The sequence below is a fragment of the Geobacter sp. genome (genome assembly GCA_009684525.1).
In the GTDB taxonomy this organism is placed as follows: domain Bacteria; phylum Desulfobacterota; class Desulfuromonadia; order Geobacterales; family DSM-12255; genus Geoanaerobacter.
The window spans coordinates 1,188,919-1,209,042 of sequence record WKKR01000001.1 but is presented as its reverse complement, the minus strand read 5'-3'; the positions used below and the strand labels follow the sequence as shown (position 1 = coordinate 1,209,042).

Genomic DNA, 20,124 nt, shown 5'->3' with positions numbered 1-20,124 from the left:
TTCATGAACGGCACTTACCAGACAAACCAGGCATACCGCGATATGAGAGATGCTTTTTTATTAGAAAATGAAGATTTTCGGACAAAAGTATATTTTGATCATATTGGAATTCCAACAGTAGGAAAAGGTATTGCACTTGTGACTTGGAGTAAGGTTAAACAAGATCAGGTGCAACGAGCAGTGACTGTCTGTGGAACCCCCTAATGATTCGTGACCTCAGGATTCGTCTGCCGGCCTCGGTTCTGCAGCAGCCTGCAGCTCTGGCGCCGGGTCTCCGGCAAGGGTCAGGGGAAGAAATACCTCGACAGATAAATGAGATATGTGCTATATGCTCATAAATCCTTGCCAATACAACGTCTGGAGTCATGTCATGACGCTCAGCCCGGACCAGATCCATATCAATACACCCTGACCCGCCCCAAAGGCGGGTTTTTCGCTTTTTGGAGGGTGTAAAGATTTTTTACACTAGTGGGTCTACACACGGATAACGGCAGAATCCAAACCGGTTATAAGGTTTCACCCGTGTTCATCCGTGGTTACCAGAATGGATTTGGCAAGGGTGCTGGCAGCCCTTGATGCCCTGCGATAGAAGGCTCTGCAACTCGGATGCATAGGATGCACACGGATAACGGCAGAATCCAAACCGGTTGTAAGGTTTCATCCGTGTTCATCAGTGGTTACCAGAATGGATTCGAATATGAATGAAGTGGTAACTGAAAAAATCATCGGTTGCGCCTATGCCGTGGCAAATACTCTTGGAAGTGGCTTTCTTGAGAAGGTGTATGAAAACGCTCTGGCGCATGAGTTATGTAAAGCCGGTTTATCGTTACGGCAGCAGTTAGTGTTGATGTGTATTACGACAGTGTGCGGGTTGGCGATTACGTTGCTGATTTGCTGGTCGAAAATGAAGTGTTGGTAGAATTGAAGGCGATCAAGGCTCTGGACAATGTTCATTTAGCGCAATGCATGAACTACCTCAAGGCAACCGGATTACAGGTATGCCTGCTGATCAACTTCGGAACCCCGCGAATCGAAATCAAGCGGATATTGAACGGCTATACCGTAACATCGGGGAACTCGGATGGATAGGATACACACGGATAACGACAGAATCAAACCGGTTTAGGGTTTCATCCGTGTTCATCTGTGTTCATCCGTGGTTACCAGGTTTGGTTTTTGCGGGAGAGTAAACGATAATCGCGGCTAACTATACCTATCCGACGGGATTAGACTGCAGGCCGGATTGAACAGCTTCACTCTCACCCCGAAGCAGTGGTTTCCCGTTGAATTTTGTTGACAGGAGTTGAATATTCTGTCTCGGAGTTTCCCGGAGTTTCCGGTAGAGTTCCTGTCCCGGAGTTCCACTCCCGGAATACCCGTCTCCGGAATGCCCAGGGGTATGAGTCGATTGCCCAGAGTGAGGAGCAGGCTGAGGATTTGCGGGTGATTGGGGAGTAGGTGGCGGTGCTGGGGTAAGACAGTGAATGATGTCCTATTGGGAATAATATGACCCACGGCAAACCTTGGACACATGATGAATTGATGCTGGCAATGAACCTTTATTGCAAGCTTCCGTTCGGCCAGCTTCGACACGGAAACCCACTGATTATTGAAGTCGCGCAGAAGCTTGGCAGAACGCCGAGCAGCCTTTCCATGAAGTTGTGTAACCTCGCATCGCTGGACCCATATCATCAGGCCCGTGGCATCAAAGGACTGAGTGGCGCGAGCCGTGCGGACCGAGAAGCTTGGAATGAGTTCACTGCCAACTGGGAACAGTACGGCGTGGCCAGTGAAGAGCGGTTGCAGCAACTGCTGGGACATGATGTCGAATTAGTTAAGCCTTCCGCATCTGAAAAGAGCAAATCAAAGCACCTATTAGCCATCAAACACCCTCCCATTAAGCCTTCCGGACCTACTGAGAAAGTCCTCTCCGTCAAGACCCGCCTCGGCCAACAGTTCTTTCGTCAAAGCGTCCTTGCCTCCTACAACAGTTGCTGCTGCATAACCGGCAACCCGGTTCCGGAGTTGCTGATAGCAAGTCACATCCTTCCCTGGGGCGAATATCCGGAGCAGCGTCTCAATCCGCGCAACGGCTTGTGTCTTGCCCAGACCCAAGATGCGGCGTTTGACAAAGGGCTCATCACTCTGGACGAAAATTATCGTCTCGTTCTCAGCCCATATTTGCGGGAGTATCTGCCTAACGATTCCTTGACGAGAAACTTCCTAGATTACGAAGGCAAGCAGATCATGATGCCGGAGAAGTTCCCGCCGGATGCGGAGTTTATGCAGACGCACCGTGAAGAGGTGTTCTTACACTCATGACGCAACCTTCATTGTTTGAAAATTTGAAGTTCCTTCACCCAGTCGGAACGTCCACCTTCAAGTATGGCGTGACCATTCCTCTTGAGGCGCAGACGGAGCGTTTACGGGCGATAGATAAAGGCGGCAAAATACCGGTGACGATCCTGTGTGGTGCTGAAGAACCGGTGAAAGCTGAGATTCGCCGGTTGAACAACAAGCCCGGCCATCTCCAGTTCCGTTACGAGAACAAGGCGCAGGAGCGTCTGCGGTTCTGGCTTGCCGCTATATTCGGCGGGTCGGCAGCTGGGAACTTGCTGGAAATTGTCGAGGTTGCACCGTTTACCTTCCTGTTTAAACCGATTCTGAAGAGTACCGTTCCCGTCCTGCAAATCGGCGCCCTACAGCTGCATAACCTGGAGAAGTTGGAATTTGAGAGCTTCACAGAGGTCGGCCAGATCAGGGAGTCGTTGGCTGCGGTGGAGTATGCCGTCGGCTTCAACCAGTCGGACTACAACGGCCTTATCAGTACTAATCTCACAGAGCGGGGCTGGCAGCGGGAGCAACGGGTGGTAAATGAGTTGGGGCTCAAGTGCGATTTTGAGAAAAACGGCGTCTGGGTAGAGGTCGAATTCGGCAATGCCCGCTCCTACTATCAAGACTATGTGAAGTTCATGCTGGCTCGTAAATACAGGGCTGCCAGACTTGGTCTGCTCCTCTGTCCGACCACGTCATTTGCAGCGCTCCTCTGCGAGCTTGGACAAAAGCGGGCGCGAGAAAATTCGGTGTGCGAGCGGTCGCCGGTCTATTCGGGGATGATGAGTTATGAGAAGGCCACGCGGGAACTGCCGTATTTGGGGTTCATGTTTGAGGTGCCGATTGTTGTGGCTGGGGTAGGGGTGAGTGGGAATTAAATATGCTGTCCCTGATGGATGAGTGGGAATTAAATATGCTGTCCCTGATGGAGATTTTATGTCTGATGACATGATGACTGCGCAGACAGTTAGTACGCTTGGCGAATTGGTACTTCACTCTCACGAGAGCTGTAGTTCAGATTTGACGATTGCCTTGCCTCCAGAATGCCTGCATTTGCCTCAAGATAGGTTAGAGGAAATACAGATAGACGGAGATAAAGTAGTTTTTGCGTCAATCGAGGGACGTAACCGTTTTTTGGCTTCATATTTATTTGATAATCATAAAGAGCAATTTCGATCAGATCCGCGTCAATGGCTGCAAAAGGCCAATGACGTCTGGCGTCACGAAATTGGTTCATCAGACAGAGTAGCTGGCCGCTTGCTGGCATTAGTGCATAAGTCAGAAGATATTTTCTTGGTTGCAGTAAGCGCAATACTTGATGGCAGCATGGAAGTATTTACTGTTCTGCACGTTGTTGAGGCTGCCCTGCCTTACCTTCATAAGATCGAGCCAGCATCAATTATTCAGATTTGCGGTGTTCAGCATGAAAAAACGAAGAATGATCTTATGGCGGGCGCATTTCTAAGCCAACTACAGAAAAAATTGAGTGACATGCCTGAATCATGTCGATTGATACACACACTTCTGTTGGAGAAAATCTCTCAGAGCACAGTAGCTCTCCATCCAGCCACACTCCTTGCCCTAGCAACAAATGCTGCCGAAGAAGCGACAATACTAGCTTTTGAAGACGCAAAGTCAGAAAACGTTATTCTCAAAAGAGCAGCTATATGGACATTAGGTCGGTTAATCGACTATAACCAGATCACGAAAACAAAATTCGCTACTGCTGTTAAAGTTATCACTTTGAACATCTCGCATGAAGACGAGCAGGTTCGTAGAACTGCAATCCATGCCGCTGCTGAATCGATCTCTATAACGAGAAAATTTGATTCAGTGCTTTTCAAAATGGCAGAAGCTGGAGATCAGGAAGTGTTGGCAGCACTTTCCCATCACTTGTTCATGAACACTCAAAATTTGGCAGATAAGGACATTTTCAAAAGATATATTCGCCAATTATGCAAGCTAACACCAATATTTAAGGACGCGGTTGATAAGTTTGATTTTATTTTAGAGCATTTATTATCAGATGAGATGCAGCAACAATTTGCGCTCTCGTGTCTTACTGAATGGGTAGCAAGAAATGGCCAAGCAATTCCAAGAGATACAAACTTCCCTGATTTGTTTGATTCTACCGTATTTGAATTGGCGAAACGCCCAGAATTGCTTTCGCAGATAATTACGGAATGGTTGTCATCAGATGATAGAAAGCATGCTTCTGCCGCAGCAGGACTGCTTTCAAAACTATGGGTGCATAACTTAAAAAACCCAGAGTTCAACGCAACGTTGTTAAGTACTTTCAATAAGACAGACTTTCTTTTCTTAGTAAGACGGCTACTTGGTTTTGTTAACTCTGAAGACCACCTGCTATCGCTTACCATTTCGCTTCTAAAATCGACGAATCTACAAGATTGGACGTTGGGGTTTGTGCATACAGTTCTGGCCGAAGAAGTCGGTATGGATTATCCCGATTCAACGATGAAGAGGTTGGAGCAAGAGAAGTCCCAGACTTCAGATCCAAGAATTGTTGAACTGTTTTCAAGGGTTATTCAGCAAATTGCCACTTATATGGATGCGATTGAGACGCTTCCTAGGATTGAAGAGTTAAAACCGCCTCCCGAGGTTCAACGCCTGTTCGCAAGTGCTCATGCCAAACAGATGAATGTAGTGGCAAAAGAAGCAAGAAAAATGTCGATATTCAGTCAGATTTGCACGGAGATTCCAATGAAGGGCGGGAAGGGATGGTTCAGCTTTCGAGATGGTGGTTATACTGAGTCCAATAACCTTATCCCGCACTCCCATTATATTGCGCTACCACGACGTCACGTTCTTGATGCTGTTGGATACGAAATTAGGCACATGGGCTTTCGCCTGGCGACGCGGGGGGAAGAATGAGACTAATCCTCGCACAGTATTTGCGTACCCTGCGGGAACGTGATGAATTCGACAGGCTGCTTCCTGACTTGCTGCTGTCTATGGGATATGTCCCGGTTTCTAAACCCCAGACTGGCATCCGTCAGTATGGCGTTGATGTGGCAGCGGTAGGGAAGAATCCTGAAGATGGCATCAAAGAATTGCTCTGTCTTATTATTAAGCGTGACGATCTTGGGAGAAATGAATGGGACTCCGGCCCGCAGTCGGTCCGTCAGAGCTTAAATGAAGTTTTTGATGTCTATTTGAAAACCCATGTGGAACCCCAACACGAGCCACTTCGTAAGCGTATAGTGCTTGCTACTACTGGCGATTTGAAGCAAGACACGCAAATTAACTGGGATAGTTATGCGAGAGATCATTCCGAACTGGCTACTATGGATTTCTGGGGGGGCGACCAAATTGCCACATTGATCGATAATTTTATGCTCAGTGAGCATATTTTTGATGCCACAGATCGTGCCGATCTCAGGAAGTCCCTTGCTCTGGCTGGTGAATTAGAATATGACCAAAAGGACTTGTACCGCCTGTTCAAGCGGGTTTTGGGGATGTCCGACCAAGGACAACTCACCAAAAAGAATGTGCGTAAAAAAGACCTGATAAAAGCATTGCGAGTGGCCAGCCTGGCTGCTCAAATATTCTCACACTGGGCAGAGGACGAGGGTAACCTAAAGCAGTCGCTATTTGCAGTGGAGCGTGCCATGCTTTGGTCGTGGCATAGGATTAATTTGGAGGAGAAAAAGAAGAGGAAACAATTCTATCAAGAATTCGGTGAATCGTTCTGGAGAAGTTATAGAGAGACAGCACGACGATATTTTGAAAAGTTACAACCACATTATTACGTTAAAGACGGACTTTCAGGGTATTGTCGAGAAAGTGCAGTGTTTTCACTCGTCATCTTTGAGCAAATAGGTATTCTCGGGTCAATTGGGCTATCCTGCATTTTGGTAGCTGCTGATAAAGAAACCATGAAGATTAATTTTGAAAACGCTGCTGTGGTTGCTGACGCTTTGGTTGCCTTATTTAAAAACAATTCTATTGCGGGCTCTCCGATGCTTGACGGTAATGTTGTGGACATTGTGCTCGGGTTTATTCTTTTATATCTTACCGGGAGAGTTGCAGAGGTCGGCGATTGGCTTGCTGAACTTATAAAGCGCATCGATTTTGCTCTGAAATTAAAGCGTAATTTTCCAGTTTGCACGGACTCAGTTGATGACCTCGTCGAATTAAACGTTGAAAAAGATGAAGAGGTTCGGGTCGATTTGATGAAGATGTCGTGGCTATTGCCCACTCTTGCAGGATGGTCGGTAGTTCTTGGGCGTGATGACTTTTATGATATGATCGCAACAAATGCAAAGGCAGAATATCCGGAAGTTTGTCTCCAGTTTTGGCATCCCACCGCGCAGGAATTGCCAAATCATTTGTATTTCGAACAAGCACATTATCGTTGTGGAGAGTCTGAGGCACCCATAATTTTGCCAGACACAGCTCAAGAATATCGAGCACAAATGGAAGCGTTACTTAAATCTGAGAGACATAATGTAAGAGCAACCTCTACTGCTGGCTTGGCAGGAATGCCAGCATTTGACCTCATTGCAAACAGGCATTTCAGAACTCCGGTAGCCCCATTTTATTGGTTTCAGTTTTTGCAATTGCGAAATCGACAAACCTAGGAGAAATTAGCTTCTGTAGTGTTGTTCAATATAAAAAGGAATCATGACCACCCTCACCCCCTCTCTCAAACTATTCTCCTCCCTCTCCCGCGCCCCCGGCGCGGTCTGGACCGATGCTACCAAGCGCAAGGCGCCGCACAAGCCGCTACTGCTCTTGGCGGTTCTGGATTTGGTGCATCGCGGTGTCATCACCACCCCGCTTATCGACGTCACCGCCGATCTGGTGGAACTGAACGAGCTGTTCAACCTCTACTGGCGGCGGATTATCCCCCTCGGCCAAACCAGCAGCATAGCATTCCCCTTCTCCCGCCTCTCCCGCGAACCGTTCTGGGAGCTGGTCCCCCAGCCGGGGAAAACCATCACCGATGCGGTCATCAACAACACCGCTTCCGTAAGCTACCTGCGTAAATACGCCCTGGGGGCGAAGCTGGACGACGGGCTGTACCAGGTCATGCAAAGCGGGGAAGGGCGAGAGGCGCTGCGAGAAGCGTTGCTCCTTTCCTGTTTCTCGGAGGAGGCGGCGGCGCAGTTGCGGGAGCAGTCGGTCATCAACCGGGAGGCGTTCAATTACAGCCGTCTGCTGGAAGAGCAGGCCCACCTGCCGCTGGTGAAAGAGATCGTGGAGGCCGACAACTACCGCGCCGCGGTGCGGGACCAGGCGTTCCGCCGGGTGGTGACCTCGGCCTACGACCACCGCTGCGCCCTGTGCGGTATTCGCATCGTCACCCCCGACGGCCATACGGTGGTAGAGGCGGCCCACATCGTGCCCTGGAGCAAAAGCAAGAACGACGACATCCGCAACGGCATGGCCCTCTGCCGTACCTGCCATTGGGGCTTTGACGAGGGGATGCTCGGCGTCTCCGATAACTACACGGTCATCACCGCCCGCACCATCGGCATTGACCCCAACTTCCCCGGCCTGCTCGCAATGCTTTCCGGCCGCGGTATTATTCCCCCTGCAGAGCGTGATCTCTGGCCAGCGCCGGCATATCTGGCCGAACACCGCCGGGGATGGCCATTGTAAACAACCTTACTTTATATGGTAATCAAATGAACTCATTTTTTATCCAGCTCTTGCCGGCGGTAATTTTCTTAATCTCTCTCATTATGCCGCTTGGCATTGCATTATGGATACGTCACCAGCGCAAGCACCGAAGAAATCCGCTCACTGCGCAGATGCTGCGCGCTCCCGGTGAATCTATCAGCAAGCGGATTGATCAGTTGAGTGAGGATGTTGATTTGTATCTGACCTTCTCTTCGATTGTTCCCTTACTCTGTTATTCCAACTTCCTGACAACCCGTTACATCGCTAATTCAAAGGTATCCCCGTTATCCTTCATTGTCCTGGCACTTGGCTCCATGGCGTTTTTCGGGGTTCGGCTGAACAAAGCGATTCGGCAAAGACATAATGAGCAGTTAGGTCTTGATTGTGAAAGAGCGGTTGGCCAGGAACTCAACCAACTCATGCTATCAGGCTATCGGGTCTATCATGATTTCCCTGCCGAGAATTTCAATATCGATCATATTGTCATTGGTCCGAACGGCGTTTTTGCCATTGAAACCAAGGGGCGCGCTAAGCCTAAAGATAAAAGTGACAAGAAGAACTGGTCGGTTTCCTATGATGGACAAAATCTGCAGTTTCCAAACGGGACAGAACGCGAGTACCTACCGCAGGCACGACGTCAAGCCGGTTGGTTGACCAAATGGTTGAGCAGTGCGGTTGGAGAACCCGTGAACGCGTTGCCTGTTCTTGCGATCACCGGCTGGATGATTGAACAGAAAAAACCCTGCGACGTATTTCTCTTCAATGGCAAGAATCCTCAATTCATCTCAAAGATTCGGACAGATGCGGTTCTTTGTCCCGAGATGCTGCAACGGATTGCCCACCAGATAGAGCAGCGCTGCCGAGATGTGGCGCCACAGGCTTATAAAAATTGAATCCTAACGGTCTTTACCAAGCAACATGCATCTGGCCTGCACCGGTGTATCTGGTCGAGCATTGTAAGAAGTTTCGCAAAAAGGCCCTCGCTGTGAACGAGAGCCTTTTTGTCCTGCCTTGAACCGCCCCTGTTTTGCGGTCAGTAATTGTTTTTCGCGTAGACGTCCTTCCAGTATGCTTCCTGTGCCTTGAGCTCACTGTTGGAAAAGCCGCCGACGATGCCGTCGTAGATATTTGAGGCGAAAAGGAAGGGGATAAAGCAGACATCCAGGATTGGCGATGTGATTCCGGAAAGGTCAAAGCCCAATCTCGGCTTTATGGAGTCCAACGCGATGGTAAGGCAAAGCATGAGCGCCGGACATACGACCATTAGTATTACCGCCCCGACAAACAAGAAAATATACTGTAGCACCATCGTTCTCCTCCTCAGAAGTTTGTGTGTTCCCTGCTGAATGCCTGTACCCGACCCTCGTGCTCCTTTCCCTGTGAGTGTATGCCGTGCGCTTCCCGCAAGTCGCGCAAATAAAGAAATTATTAATCTTAAGGATTATTAACATGAACCGGGGATAATAGCAAGGGGCATTTGCCTTTGCCGGTCTGGCCCGGAAGAAGGAGGTGCCGTTGTCGGTATGTGCCGTGTGCCACGAAGAAAGCCCCTGCAATGATCTGCAGGGGCTTTCGGTTTCTCGGGCGGTGTTGGGTAGTGATCTAGCGTTTTCGCAGGATGCGTTTGTCGCCGACCCTGATGGTAATCTTTTGCGCATCGAAATATTCCAGGAGAGGAATCATGAACTTGCGGGAGAGCCCGGTCAGGTCCCTGAATTCACCCGGAGTTATCTCCCCCTTCTCCTTGAGATGGTCGATCAGCTTCTCCTGGATCAGGGCAAATGGCGCAGGTGCATAGAAGATGTCGCTCTTGACCTTTATGGCCCGGCCTTCCCGGCTGAGCAGATTCAGATGCTCCAGGGCGAGTTTTTCCGGTATCCGGAGGATATCGCACAGCTCCTTCAGCGAATGCGGCTCGCAATCGCCGGCGATCAGCTCCTGCTCGATCCCCTGTTGAATGACGGCCTGGTCCGCTACCGCCTCTGCCTTTCTCCCGGTCAGTTTGACCAGTTCCCGTTCTGCTTTGACATTTCCTTCCTTTTCCAGCGCGGCAAGGCAGGGGGCGAAAAAACGCTGGTCGCTTCTTGCCGGGAGGCGCGTCTTCAACTCCTCCTTGCTCATACCGTCCTTGAGAGGGTTATTCTCGAGATAGGCATGCAATTCTTGTGAAAGAAGCTCGCATAGAGACGAGAACCCTTCGCGGCTGAGGTAGATGCGCGGTTCGCGCACAACCTGGATGATCCCGCCGGCGGTAAGGAGCGGTGCCAGCGCCGATTCCACGCGGCGCGCCGACAGACCGGTCCTTTTGACCAGGTCGGAGAACGACAGCCCGGAAAGGAGGCTTCCCGAGACCATTTTTGCAATGATGCCCGATTCCTCTCCCGTGGCCAGGGATTCGAGGAGTTCGATTGCCTCGACCGTCCGGCGACGCCGGCTCGGCGGCGCAGGGTCCAGGATGGTGCCGCCCGCGATGGTGGCGGAAGGGGACGCCGAACGCAGGACAAAGGGATCGCCGTTGAGCAGGAGCACGGGATGTTCCAGCCTGAGCTGGGCAAACCCGCTTTCGCCCGGTTCAAGCGAATCCTTGTCGAACAGGACCAGCTTGGCGGAGACTTCATAGGTTGCTGAATGCAGGCGAAGGGTCGAGCGATGTTTCAGCTCGCGGGGGGAGGATTTCAGGTGGTCCAGATGCACATCCACGATCCGTGTCGCCCGGTAGACCCCGCGGGGGGTGACCACGTCGCCACGCTGGACCTGGTCGAGGTCGATCCCCTGCAGGTTGAGAGCCAGGCGCTGCCCGGCGGTCCCTTTCTCCGCCTTGCTGCCATGGGCTTGTACGCCCCTGATGCGGCTGACAAGCCCTGACGGGAGGATCTCTACCTCGTCACCGACCGAGACCTGCCCGGAAAGCAGCGTACCGGTTACGACGGTGCCAAAGCCGGCAACGGTGAATACCCGGTCGACCGGCAGCCGGAACGGGCCGTCGCTTCGTTTCTGTTCAACCTCCACGGCAAGCCTGCCCAGTTCGGCCCTGAGCGCTTCGATCCCGGCACCGGTCCGTGCCGAGACGGGGACGACGGGTGCCCCTTCGAGAAAACTGCCGGCAGTGAAGGTGCTCACCTCTTCGCGGACGAGGTTGAGCCAGTCCGGCTCCACCATGTCGCTCTTCGTCAGGGCAACCAGCCCCTTTTTGACGCCGAGCAGCTGGCAGATCTCAAGGTGTTCGCGGGTCTGCGGCATGACCCCTTCGTCTGCGGCAATGACCAGCATCACGATGTCCATGCCGCCGACACCCGCCACCATGGAGCGGATGAACCGCTCGTGGCCGGGGACATCGACAATGCCGAAATTGATCCCACCCGGAAGTTCGAGGTTGGCAAAACCGAGCTCGATGGTGATCCCGCGCGACTTCTCTTCCGGGAGCCGATCGGTGTCAACACCGGTCAAAGCCTTTACCAGCGAGGTTTTTCCGTGGTCAATATGACCTGCGGTGCCGAGAATGAGATTCTTCATAGGTTGGATTTGGCGGAAGCACATGGGAATCGAACCCACCAGGGAGATTTCTCATCCCCCCCACCGGTTTTGAAGACCGGGCCGCCCACCAGCGACGGACGTGCTTCCATGAGAGTGGTTAAGTGTAAATATAAATATATTTGGATAAATGAAAGTGCAAGAAAAATCGTCATACACCTGTTCTGCTGGACAATACACCTTCCTTGACTCTGCCCTTGAACCTTTTTCTCCAAAGAGTGTAGCTCAAATCGACTTGAATTTCCTGCCAAGAATCTGCTGGCTGCCGGGATAAGGCATTATTTGTTGTGGCATGCAAGGCAGAGTTCACTCCGTGCATCGCTGACCGCGAGGTGATTCCTACGGGGATTCAAGGGGTTGTGGCATGAAAGGCAGCCGACCTTGCCATCCACCAGGACCATCTGCCGATCGAGCATCTCCACGTTCTTGAATGAACGGTTGCCGATACTGTATGCGGCGTAATCCATGCCGATGGGGTGACTGCTGCCGTTGACCTGCCCGCGGGAGTGTTTCTCTCCGGGGCTGTTGCGGTACGAACCTTCAGCGATCGGTGCACTGACGCCGTCGTGACAGACCAGGCATTTGCGGGAAAAGCTGTCGATCCGTGACGTAGGTTCGGGATAGCTTGCCTTGACGATGGAGTTGTACATGGATTCCGGGTCATTTCCTGCTGCGATGTCGTCTGCATAGGTCTTTTGCGGGGTATGCGCGTCTGCTTCAACTGTCTGCGCAAGCAGGGAAACAAATCTGTTCCTTTGTCCGGGTTCCTGTAGCGCGAGAGAGAATGTGCAGGAGCCGCGGTCATCCTGCAGTGACTGTCCCGCCGCGGCAGCCGCCCCTGCATGGAGAGGAAATGCTGCAACAATGGTGAGAATAAGTGTCAAGAGTGTCTGAGATCTGGAAAGCATGGTCAGCGCTCCGTTTCCTAGGTGTGTTCTCTGCTGACCACTGTTTTTCAAGGCCCATACCACAGATTCTTCTGGCGAGGTCGGTATTTAACCTGCTGAATATATTGATTGAATGGGGGGTGGCCGGTGCAACGGGTCGCCATGCCGTACATGACGAATTGGTAGGATACTGAACAGCTGTGGCGGCAGTCGGGATAAAACCGGAATGATTACGAAAGATTGAGGAGAAACGGGGAGCGGGGGGGATGTTGCAGCTTTTGAGCAGCTACTCCGAAACCGGTTCGCGCGGCAGGGAGATTGCCCCAAAGGATTTTGTGTCAGGCCAGGATGCGGGGAACTGTGTTGGTTTCGGCAAAGAGGCATTCCATGAAGAATGCGACATGCTTTTCTTCCAGTTTTTTGCGTCTGACAGCAGCCGTCCGTTTCCGTGTGTGCGAGAACCCTTTGACCTTGAAGGCTTTGAGCTCACCGCGCTCGAGGTACTCGCGTACCAGCGATTTGGACACAAAGGCAACGCCGCTGCCGCTGACAACCGTATGGATGATGAAATGGAGGTCGTCGTAAATGACGGTGCTCCTGAAGTCGGTGGTGGTGATCGACGATCTGGCGAAATTGTTGTCGAGCAGGTCGCGGCAGCTGCATCCTTCCTTTCGCGTTATCAGCCGTTCTCTCTGGATTCTCTCCAGCGGAACCTCGTCACCGGCAATGTCGAGCGAAGGGCTGCAGACAAAAGCCATGTCGTCGGGAGGCAACTCGTAACACTGGAAGCCGGGGAGATCCAGTGGGTTGATATGCTCGATCACGCCGATGTCGTAACGGTTTTCCATAAGCCCCCTGGTTGCTTCCTCCGGCGTCAGTAGAATGAAGTTGAGGTCAACGGTCTGGGGGGAGTTGTGCAGAAACCTGTTCATCACATTGGGCAGATAGATGATGCCATAGGTGGCAGTGGCACAGATGGCCAGCTGGGTCTTTTTGCCGACCTGTTTCAGCTCCTGGGTGATCTCTTTTTCGATTGCCAGGATCTGTGCAGCCTTCTTGGCCAGGATCTTGCCGGAATCGGTCGGCTCCAGGGTCTGGGTGGTCCTGTCGATCAACTGGCAGCAGTAATGCTCTTCGAGGTACTTGACGCGATGGGAAACGGCGGATTGGGTGATGTTCAGCGTTTCCGCGGTCCTGGAAAAACTGCCGGTCTCGATGATCGTGAGAAGGGTTTTAAGATACTGGCTTTCCATAAGGCTGTTTAACCATTCTATAATCGCAATACATTAATAATATCATTATTACCATGCCCGGAATGAGCTGAGCAAGAACTTTCTATTTATGAAGGTAATGAAACTTTTGTAATAATAAATGGATTTTCATGTATGAGTGTGATTCATGAGAGCACAAAAAACTTTCACTTCTGCTTACTTAAAAAAAACTATATATACGTATTAACGAAAATGTCGTGATGCATATCACGTCTACCTTTCCAGGGGTAATGCCATGAACGCTCACCGTATCTTGGTCGTAGATGACGAAAATCTCATTTCCTGGTCCCTCTCCGTAATGCTGACGAGGGCGGGGTACGTGGTCGAGACTGCATCATCGGGTGCAGAGGCACTACAGAAGTTCAGGGAGTTCAGGCCCGAGCTGATCATGCTCGACCTGAATCTCCCCGATGCGTTCGGGCTGGACCTCTTGGAGACGATGAAGGGGCAGGACGACAATCTGCCGGTCCTGATCATAACGGCGGGGACCCAGGCCGACCTGGCGGTCAAGGCCTTCAGGCTGGGGGCTGACCAGTTTTTTGGCAAGCCGTTCAATATGGAATCGATCAAGAGCGCCGTTGCCCGTGCGCTCGAAGAGAAGCAAATGAACCGCGATGTCGATTGCGCCGGCCGCGAGAGGCGCGCAACCGTTGATCATGATAGGCTCATCGGTAACTCTTCCAAGATGGTGGAGATATCCAAGATGATCCATGTCTGTGCATCGACGGATGCCAAGACAGTGCTTATTACCGGAGAGAGCGGCACCGGCAAGGAGCTGGTCGCCCGGGCGATCCACGAGCACAGCGCCCGCGCTAGCGGCCCGTTTGTGGAGATCAACTGCGCGGCCATCCCGGAGAACCTGATCGAGAACGAGCTGTTCGGCCATGAGAAGGGGGCCTTCACCGACGCCTCGAAGAAGCAGAAGGGGATATTCGAACTCGCCGATGGCGGCACCGTCTTTCTCGACGAGATCGGTGACATGCCGTTCTCCATGCAGACGAAGCTGTTGAAGGTCATGGAAACCAAGCGGTTCCGTCGCCTGGGTGGGGAAGGGGACGTGGAGACCGACGTCAGGATCGTTGCCGCCACCAACCAGGACCTGCCGCGCATGGTTGCGGAGGGAAAGTTCCGTGGCGACCTCTATTACCGCCTCAACATGATGAATATCTGCCTGCCGTCCCTGCGGGAGCGGATCGAGGATGTACCGTCCCTGGTTGCCTATTTCATCGACCGGCTGAACGCCGAATATGGCCGCCAGGTCGAACGGGCGTCGGACGAGGCGCTCGAAGCGATGCTCCGCTATGACTGGCCGGGCAACGTGCGCGAGTTGAGGAATGCCGTCGAGCGGGCGATGATGATGGAGAAGGGAAAGGTCCTCACCCGGTTCTATCTGCAGAAAGAGCCTGCCCGCATCAACATCGCACCGGAACTTTCCGCGGACAATACGCCGACTCCTGCTGATTCCAGCCGGCTCTTTGCCGGGTTCCAGCTTCCTCCCGGCGGGGTCTCCTTCGAGGACGTGGAAAAACAGCTGATCGCCCTGGCGCTGGAAAAGGCCAACGGCAACCAGTCAAAGGCTGCCAAGTCGCTGAAGATGAGCCGGGATACTCTCCGTTACCGGATGAAGAAATTCGGTTTCACCGAGACCGAGTGCGACAGCCAGAAGGAACTGCGGGAAAAGCTCCTGCGGGTGGCGGAGAGTTCCAACCCCACCATCATGAAATGGATAGCTTGCTGAGGCAGACAAGAGATGCGTAGAACACGAGAGCATACCGTAGTTGCCTGGCTGATCGCCGGGTCGATCGCCATCACGTCCGGCGCCGCCGGCGCCGAAACCTGCGTAACCACCGACTGTCACCCCGGACTTGCTGCCATTGCGAAACCCCATCAGCCGGTCAAGGATGGCGACTGCCTGGCATGTCATACACGTACAGCGGCGAAACATCCTCTTTCGGGAGGGAAGAGCTTTGCCCTGGTGGCCGGCGATGAGAAGCTCTGCACCCCGTGCCACGAGGCATACGGGAAGATGAAGGTCGTGCATGGGCCGGTCAAAGGGGGCGCCTGTCTCTCCTGCCACAAGCCGCATGGGTCGAGCGCGCGCTACCTGCTCGAAAGCGACGACCAGACCGCTCTCTGCCTGCAGTGTCATGATGCCCTGGCCTTCAAGCAGCACTACATGCACGGCCCGGTTGCCGTGGGCGCCTGCACGAGTTGCCATGCCCCGCACGAATCGTCGCAAAAAGGTCTGCTCAAGGGAGAGATCAGGGATCTCTGTCTCAAATGCCATGCGGATTTTGCCAAGGCGATGAAAGCGGCAGGGGTTGTCCATCCTCCGGTGAAAGACGATCCCTGTACTTCCTGTCACAATCCGCACGGTTCGGCGTTTCAGTACGTCCTGAAGAAGCAGATGCCCGATCTCTGCTATGGCTGCCACGATACGTTCGCGAAGAAACTGACCGGGCTCAAGGTGCCGCATAAGCCGCTCCAGCAGGCAAAAAGCTGCAGCAACTGCCATTCGTCCCATTTCTCCAACAGCAAGGGGTTGCTCCCGTCCGACCAGAAGAAGCTTTGCCTCGAATGCCATAGCACAGACGGCCTGAAATCGTCCTTCGTGTTCAAGAATATCTCCGGCGTGATGCTGAAGAATATGAAAACCGTGCTGGAGGGGGACAAAAACCTCCACGGCCCTCTTGCCAACGGGACCTGCACCGGCTGTCACAACCCCCATGGCTCGAACACCATCCGGCTCCTCAACGGGAATTACCCCCCCGCCTTTTACGCCTCCTATACGGAGGGGAGCTATGACCTCTGTCTCTCCTGTCATGAAAAGAATCTGCTCAAGTATGCCGAAACCAGCATCTACACAAAATTCCGCAACGGCAAGCAGAACCTGCACTACCTCCATGTGAGCGACAAGCGCAAAGGGCGGAGCTGTCGGGCCTGTCACGAGCCCCATGCCGCTGACGGCCCGAAACTGATCGGCAAGGATGGTTCCACCTTTGGCGACTGGAAGGTGCCTATCCGCTTCACCCCCACGCCAACCGGCGGCAGTTGCGCCCCCGGCTGCCACCGCAAGGTCTCCTACGACCGTGAGGCTCCGGTCGTTTATACGCCTTCGACCAAGTAACGCTTTCCAAAAGCCTCTGCCATATGCGGCTCGTACCGCCCTGAACGCCTCTTCGGAGGCGTTTTTTTGTGCCCGGAGTACTGCACCCGAATGATCGGCTGATGGGGGAAATCCCCCGCATCCGGGGGTGGGTGGGGGATTTCACCCACCCTGACCAGTGGGTTCCGCATGCCGGTGTCTTAAAAAAATATCAGTGTATTATGCAAATATACGCATTATCGGCATGTTGCGGAAATGTAAAGGGAAAGGGCGATTGTGGCACCTCGCTTGCTTAGTACTTTAGTAGTAGTGAAGCGGCACACGTCCTTTGGGGAGGGCAGGGTGCCGGCAAGGAAGAACAGGGTAAGCAAACAAGGAAATGCAGAAGCAGCGAAGAGAGCCGCAATCAAAAAAACACTCACAAGGAAAGAGGATAGCTCAATGAAAAACGGAAAGATTTTTGCCATCGTGTGCGCTGCAGCGCTTACTGCCGGCAGCATGGCCGGAGTTGCCATTGCCAAGCAGACCTATACCCCGGGAACCGGCGTCTCCAATTCGCCGCACAACATCAACAACGTCGTTGCCAACGGCGATGCCTACGGCCGCGTCTGCGCCTATTGCCACACCCCGCACCATGCCATCCAGGATGGGGCGATTGCCGAATACAACCCGCTCTGGGCTCATCAGGTCAGCCAGGAAACCTATGAAGCCTACCAGTCCCGCACCGCAGAGTCGACCAATCTGCAGGTGGTGGCTGGCGACCCTCTCGTCGGGCCGAGCCGTCTCTGCATGAGCTGTCATGACGGCGTTATCGCTGTCAGCGAGCACTACGGCAATGCCATGACCGATAACGGCTCTGCCAAGGTCGGCGACAACTGGGGTGAGGTCAGCGTGGGCGATGCCCTCGGCAACAAGCTGAGCAACGACCACCCGATCGGGTTCGATTACGATGCGGTTGCCACCAACGACAAGGGGAACGGCACCCTCGGCTCCGGGATCAAGACCTCCGAAAAGCCCTTCCAGGTCACCCTCGCCGGCACCGGCGTCAACTATGCCGGCACCCACACCCGCACCATCTCCGACCTGATGTACGTGACTGGCGGCAAGAAAGTCATGACCTGTGCCAGCTGCCACGACGTACACAACAACGAGAACAACGAGGATTACCTCCTGATCAACAAGCAGGCTGGCTCCGCCATCTGCCTTACCTGCCACATCAAGTAGTTGTTGCACGGTCGTGTCTGAAGCAGAAGAGGCCGCTCACATTCCGTGGGGCGGCCTCTTTCTGCTTGAAGAATAGTCGATCTGCCTGATATAGTGCAATATTTGAATATTTGGATAACCAACAGGGTAGAAGGGGACGGGATTATGGAAGGGTATCGTGCTGCACGTCGTAGCTGCTGGATCAGGAGGATGGTGTGGTTTCTGCTGATTGCCTCAATGGCGTTGATGGCCGGCTGCGCCGGCAAGACCGGGCCGGTGGAGCAGGTCTTTTTCCCGCCGCCGCCAAACCTGCCCCGCATCCAGTACCTGATGGGGATTGCCGATTCGACCGACGTGGAGGGGAAGAACAGCGATTTCTCCCTGTTCGGCAGCCTCAATGAGCAGGGAGACAAGGTCAGGGCGATCGTCAAACCCTACGGCGTCGCCGAATTCGGTGGCAAGATCTACATCTGCGATGTGGGGAGCGCCAAGGTCATTGTCCTCGACCTGCCGGCGAAAAAATTCGAATACCTCAAGGGTGCCGTGGGGAATGGCAAGCTGACCACCCCGGTCAATGTGGCCTTCGACAAAGAGGGCACTGTCTATGTGGCGGATGCGGGGCGCAAGGAGGTGCTCGCCTTTACCTCTGCCGGCGATTTTCTCCAGGCGTTCGGCAGTGAATTGGACATGAAGCCGGTGGATGTGGCGGTCTACGGCTCCGATCTCTTTGTTCTCGACCTGAAGAACAACGAGATCAAGGTGCTGGACCTGAAGACCGGCAAGCTGAAAGAGAGCTTCGGCCACAGCAGCAACCCCATGGAAAGCCTGGCGATGCCGACCAATATGTTCATGGACGACAAGGGGTATATCTTTGTCACCAACGGCATGAGTGGCAAGGTGATGAAGTTTGACCGCGATGGCCATCTCCTCCTCTCCTTTGGTCAGATCGGCGACGGTTTCGGCCAGTTTGCCCGCCCCAAGGGGGTGACCGTCGACCGGGATGGCGATATCTATGTCGTGGATGCCGGACACCAGAACGTGCAGATCTTCAACGACAAGGGGCGTCTGCTCATCTTCTTCGGCGATGCGGGCAAGGACAGCCCGGCGTCGCTCAACCTGCCTGCCGGCATTGCCATCAGCACTGCCAACCTGGACTACTTCCAGAAACTGGCCGATCCCACCTTCAAGTTGGACAGCGTGGTCTTCGTCGCCAACCAGGTGGGTGACCGGAGCAAGCTGGCCGTCTACGGCTTTGGCAAGCGGGAGGGGATCGATTACGAGAAAGAGTACGAAAAGATCCGTCAGGACCTGCAGGAAAAGGCCCGCAAGGCCCGGGAGAAGCAGGAACAGGAGGCGCGGACGAAGAAGGAGCAGGAAGAACGGCAGAAAAAGGGTCAGGCTGCCGAGGGGCAGCAGAATGTCGCCCCTGTCCCGGACGTGAAATGACCGGGTCCGCCCTGGCGGAAAACGGTGAAAGACGAGTATGAGAATCACGAAGTTATTTCCGGGGTCGGTCAGGGGAGGGCACGCAGTGCCGGACAGAGGGAGCTGCATCCGCGGGTTGTTTCCCCTGGCAGCGCTGATGCTCTGTCTGAGCACCCTTTCGGGCTGCGACAGGGTTACCCGCTACCAGACCCTGAGCACCCTCTTCGACGGGGTTCCCAACCTCCCGCCGGTGGAGGAACTCTGCCGGGAGGAGCGCGACAGGAGTGCGCAAGCCGATCAGTCGGGCCAGAACAAGCAGGGGGCAGCCAGCGCAAAGGATGAGCCCGTCGTGATGGTGTCCCATGCCCCCTATGCCCAGAAGCGCTGTTCCGACTGTCATGGCGCCGACAAGGACAAGCAGGGGGGGTTGATCGTCCCGCGCCAGGAACTCTGCTTTGTCTGCCACAAGGATTTTCTCAAGGGCGAGTTCCAACATGGCCCGGCTGCGGTGGGAGACTGTCTGGCCTGCCATGCGCCCCATTCGTCATCGAACAAGGCGTTGCTCATCGTGAAGAAAGAGGTGCTGTGCAGTCGCTGTCACAAGGAAGAGCGGCTGGCCCAGGCGATGCACGACCGCTTCCGCGACAAGGGGATTGCCTGCGTCGAGTGCCATGACCCACACGCCGGCAGGGACCGGTTTTTCCTGAAATAGGATGGAATG

16 protein-coding genes, 1 tRNA gene and 1 pseudogene are annotated in these 20,124 nt (G+C 53.7%); 13 read left to right on the top strand and 5 right to left on the bottom strand.

Features of this window, described 5'->3' with window-relative positions:
* Positions 1–3: 3 nt before the first annotated feature.
* The 8 genes and pseudogenes from GJT30_05295 (at position 4) to GJT30_05260 (ending at position 8,873) form a co-directional block, all read left to right on the top strand.
* A complete protein-coding gene (locus tag GJT30_05295; GenBank protein MSM39022.1) occupies positions 4–204 on the top strand; it encodes a hypothetical protein in 201 nt (66 codons plus the stop codon).
* A 481-nt stretch (positions 205–685) separates the two neighbouring features.
* Positions 686–1,089 (top strand): annotated as a pseudogene (locus tag GJT30_05290) (GxxExxY protein).
* Positions 1,090–1,506: 417 nt separating this feature from the next.
* Positions 1,507–2,322, top strand: coding sequence for an HNH endonuclease (locus tag GJT30_05285; protein ID MSM39021.1), 816 nt, complete (start codon positions 1,507–1,509; stop codon positions 2,320–2,322).
* The gene (locus GJT30_05280) at positions 2,319–3,212 is read left to right on the top strand and encodes a hypothetical protein (protein MSM39020.1); all 894 of its coding nucleotides are present in this window, start codon (positions 2,319–2,321) and stop codon (positions 3,210–3,212) included. Before GJT30_05285 ends, GJT30_05280 begins: the two co-directional genes overlap by 4 nt.
* 58 nt (positions 3,213–3,270) lie before the next feature.
* Positions 3,271–5,226 carry a hypothetical protein gene (locus tag GJT30_05275; GenBank protein MSM39019.1) on the top strand — a complete coding sequence of 652 codons (1,956 nt, stop codon included), beginning with the start codon at positions 3,271–3,273 and terminating at the stop codon, positions 5,224–5,226.
* On the top strand, positions 5,223–6,935 hold the full coding sequence (locus GJT30_05270; GenBank protein MSM39018.1) for a hypothetical protein: 1,713 nt from the start codon (positions 5,223–5,225) through the stop codon (positions 6,933–6,935). The genes GJT30_05275 and GJT30_05270 overlap by 4 nt, the downstream gene beginning before the upstream one ends.
* A 43-nt stretch (positions 6,936–6,978) precedes the next feature.
* Positions 6,979–7,959, top strand: coding sequence for an HNH endonuclease (locus GJT30_05265; protein MSM39017.1), 981 nt, complete (start codon positions 6,979–6,981; stop codon positions 7,957–7,959).
* The gene (locus GJT30_05260) at positions 7,947–8,873 is read left to right on the top strand and encodes an NERD domain-containing protein (GenBank protein ID MSM39016.1); all 927 of its coding nucleotides are present in this window, start codon (positions 7,947–7,949) and stop codon (positions 8,871–8,873) included. Before GJT30_05265 ends, GJT30_05260 begins: the two co-directional genes overlap by 13 nt.
* Before the next feature lie 140 nt (positions 8,874–9,013).
* On the opposite strand, the gene GJT30_05255 is transcribed toward GJT30_05260, so the two are convergent.
* The 5 genes from GJT30_05255 to GJT30_05235 form a co-directional block, all read right to left on the bottom strand.
* Positions 9,014–9,289, bottom strand: coding sequence for a hypothetical protein (locus GJT30_05255; protein ID MSM39015.1), 276 nt, complete (start codon positions 9,287–9,289; stop codon positions 9,014–9,016).
* Between the two features lie 293 nt (positions 9,290–9,582).
* A complete protein-coding gene (selB, locus tag GJT30_05250) occupies positions 9,583–11,493 on the bottom strand; it encodes a selenocysteine-specific translation elongation factor (protein MSM39014.1) in 1,911 nt (636 codons plus the stop codon).
* A gap of 10 nt (positions 11,494–11,503) precedes the next feature.
* Positions 11,504–11,601 (bottom strand) — tRNA-Sec (locus GJT30_05245).
* A gap of 188 nt (positions 11,602–11,789) precedes the next feature.
* Positions 11,790–12,419: a hypothetical protein gene (locus tag GJT30_05240; protein ID MSM39013.1), complete on the bottom strand. Its 630-nt coding sequence runs from the start codon at positions 12,417–12,419 to the stop codon at positions 11,790–11,792.
* 317 nt (positions 12,420–12,736) lie between these two features.
* On the bottom strand, positions 12,737–13,651 hold the full coding sequence (locus GJT30_05235) for a LysR family transcriptional regulator (protein MSM39012.1): 915 nt from the start codon (positions 13,649–13,651) through the stop codon (positions 12,737–12,739).
* Between the two features lie 253 nt (positions 13,652–13,904).
* Between GJT30_05235 and GJT30_05230 the strand changes: the two genes are divergently transcribed.
* The 5 genes from GJT30_05230 to GJT30_05210 all read left to right on the top strand — a co-directional run bounded on the left by GJT30_05230 (position 13,905) and on the right by GJT30_05210 (position 20,115).
* A complete protein-coding gene (locus GJT30_05230; protein MSM39011.1) occupies positions 13,905–15,407 on the top strand; it encodes a response regulator in 1,503 nt (500 codons plus the stop codon).
* Positions 15,408–15,419: 12 nt separating this feature from the next.
* On the top strand, positions 15,420–16,796 hold the full coding sequence (locus GJT30_05225; GenBank protein ID MSM39010.1) for a cytochrome C: 1,377 nt from the start codon (positions 15,420–15,422) through the stop codon (positions 16,794–16,796).
* Between the two features lie 420 nt (positions 16,797–17,216).
* On the top strand, positions 17,217–17,999 hold the full coding sequence (locus tag GJT30_05220; protein ID MSM39009.1) for a cytochrome C: 783 nt from the start codon (positions 17,217–17,219) through the stop codon (positions 17,997–17,999).
* Between the two features lie 189 nt (positions 18,000–18,188).
* A complete protein-coding gene (locus GJT30_05215) occupies positions 18,189–19,424 on the top strand; it encodes a hypothetical protein (protein ID MSM39008.1) in 1,236 nt (411 codons plus the stop codon).
* A gap of 37 nt (positions 19,425–19,461) precedes the next feature.
* A complete protein-coding gene (locus GJT30_05210) occupies positions 19,462–20,115 on the top strand; it encodes a cytochrome C (GenBank protein MSM39007.1) in 654 nt (217 codons plus the stop codon).
* Positions 20,116–20,124: the final 9 nt, after the last annotated feature.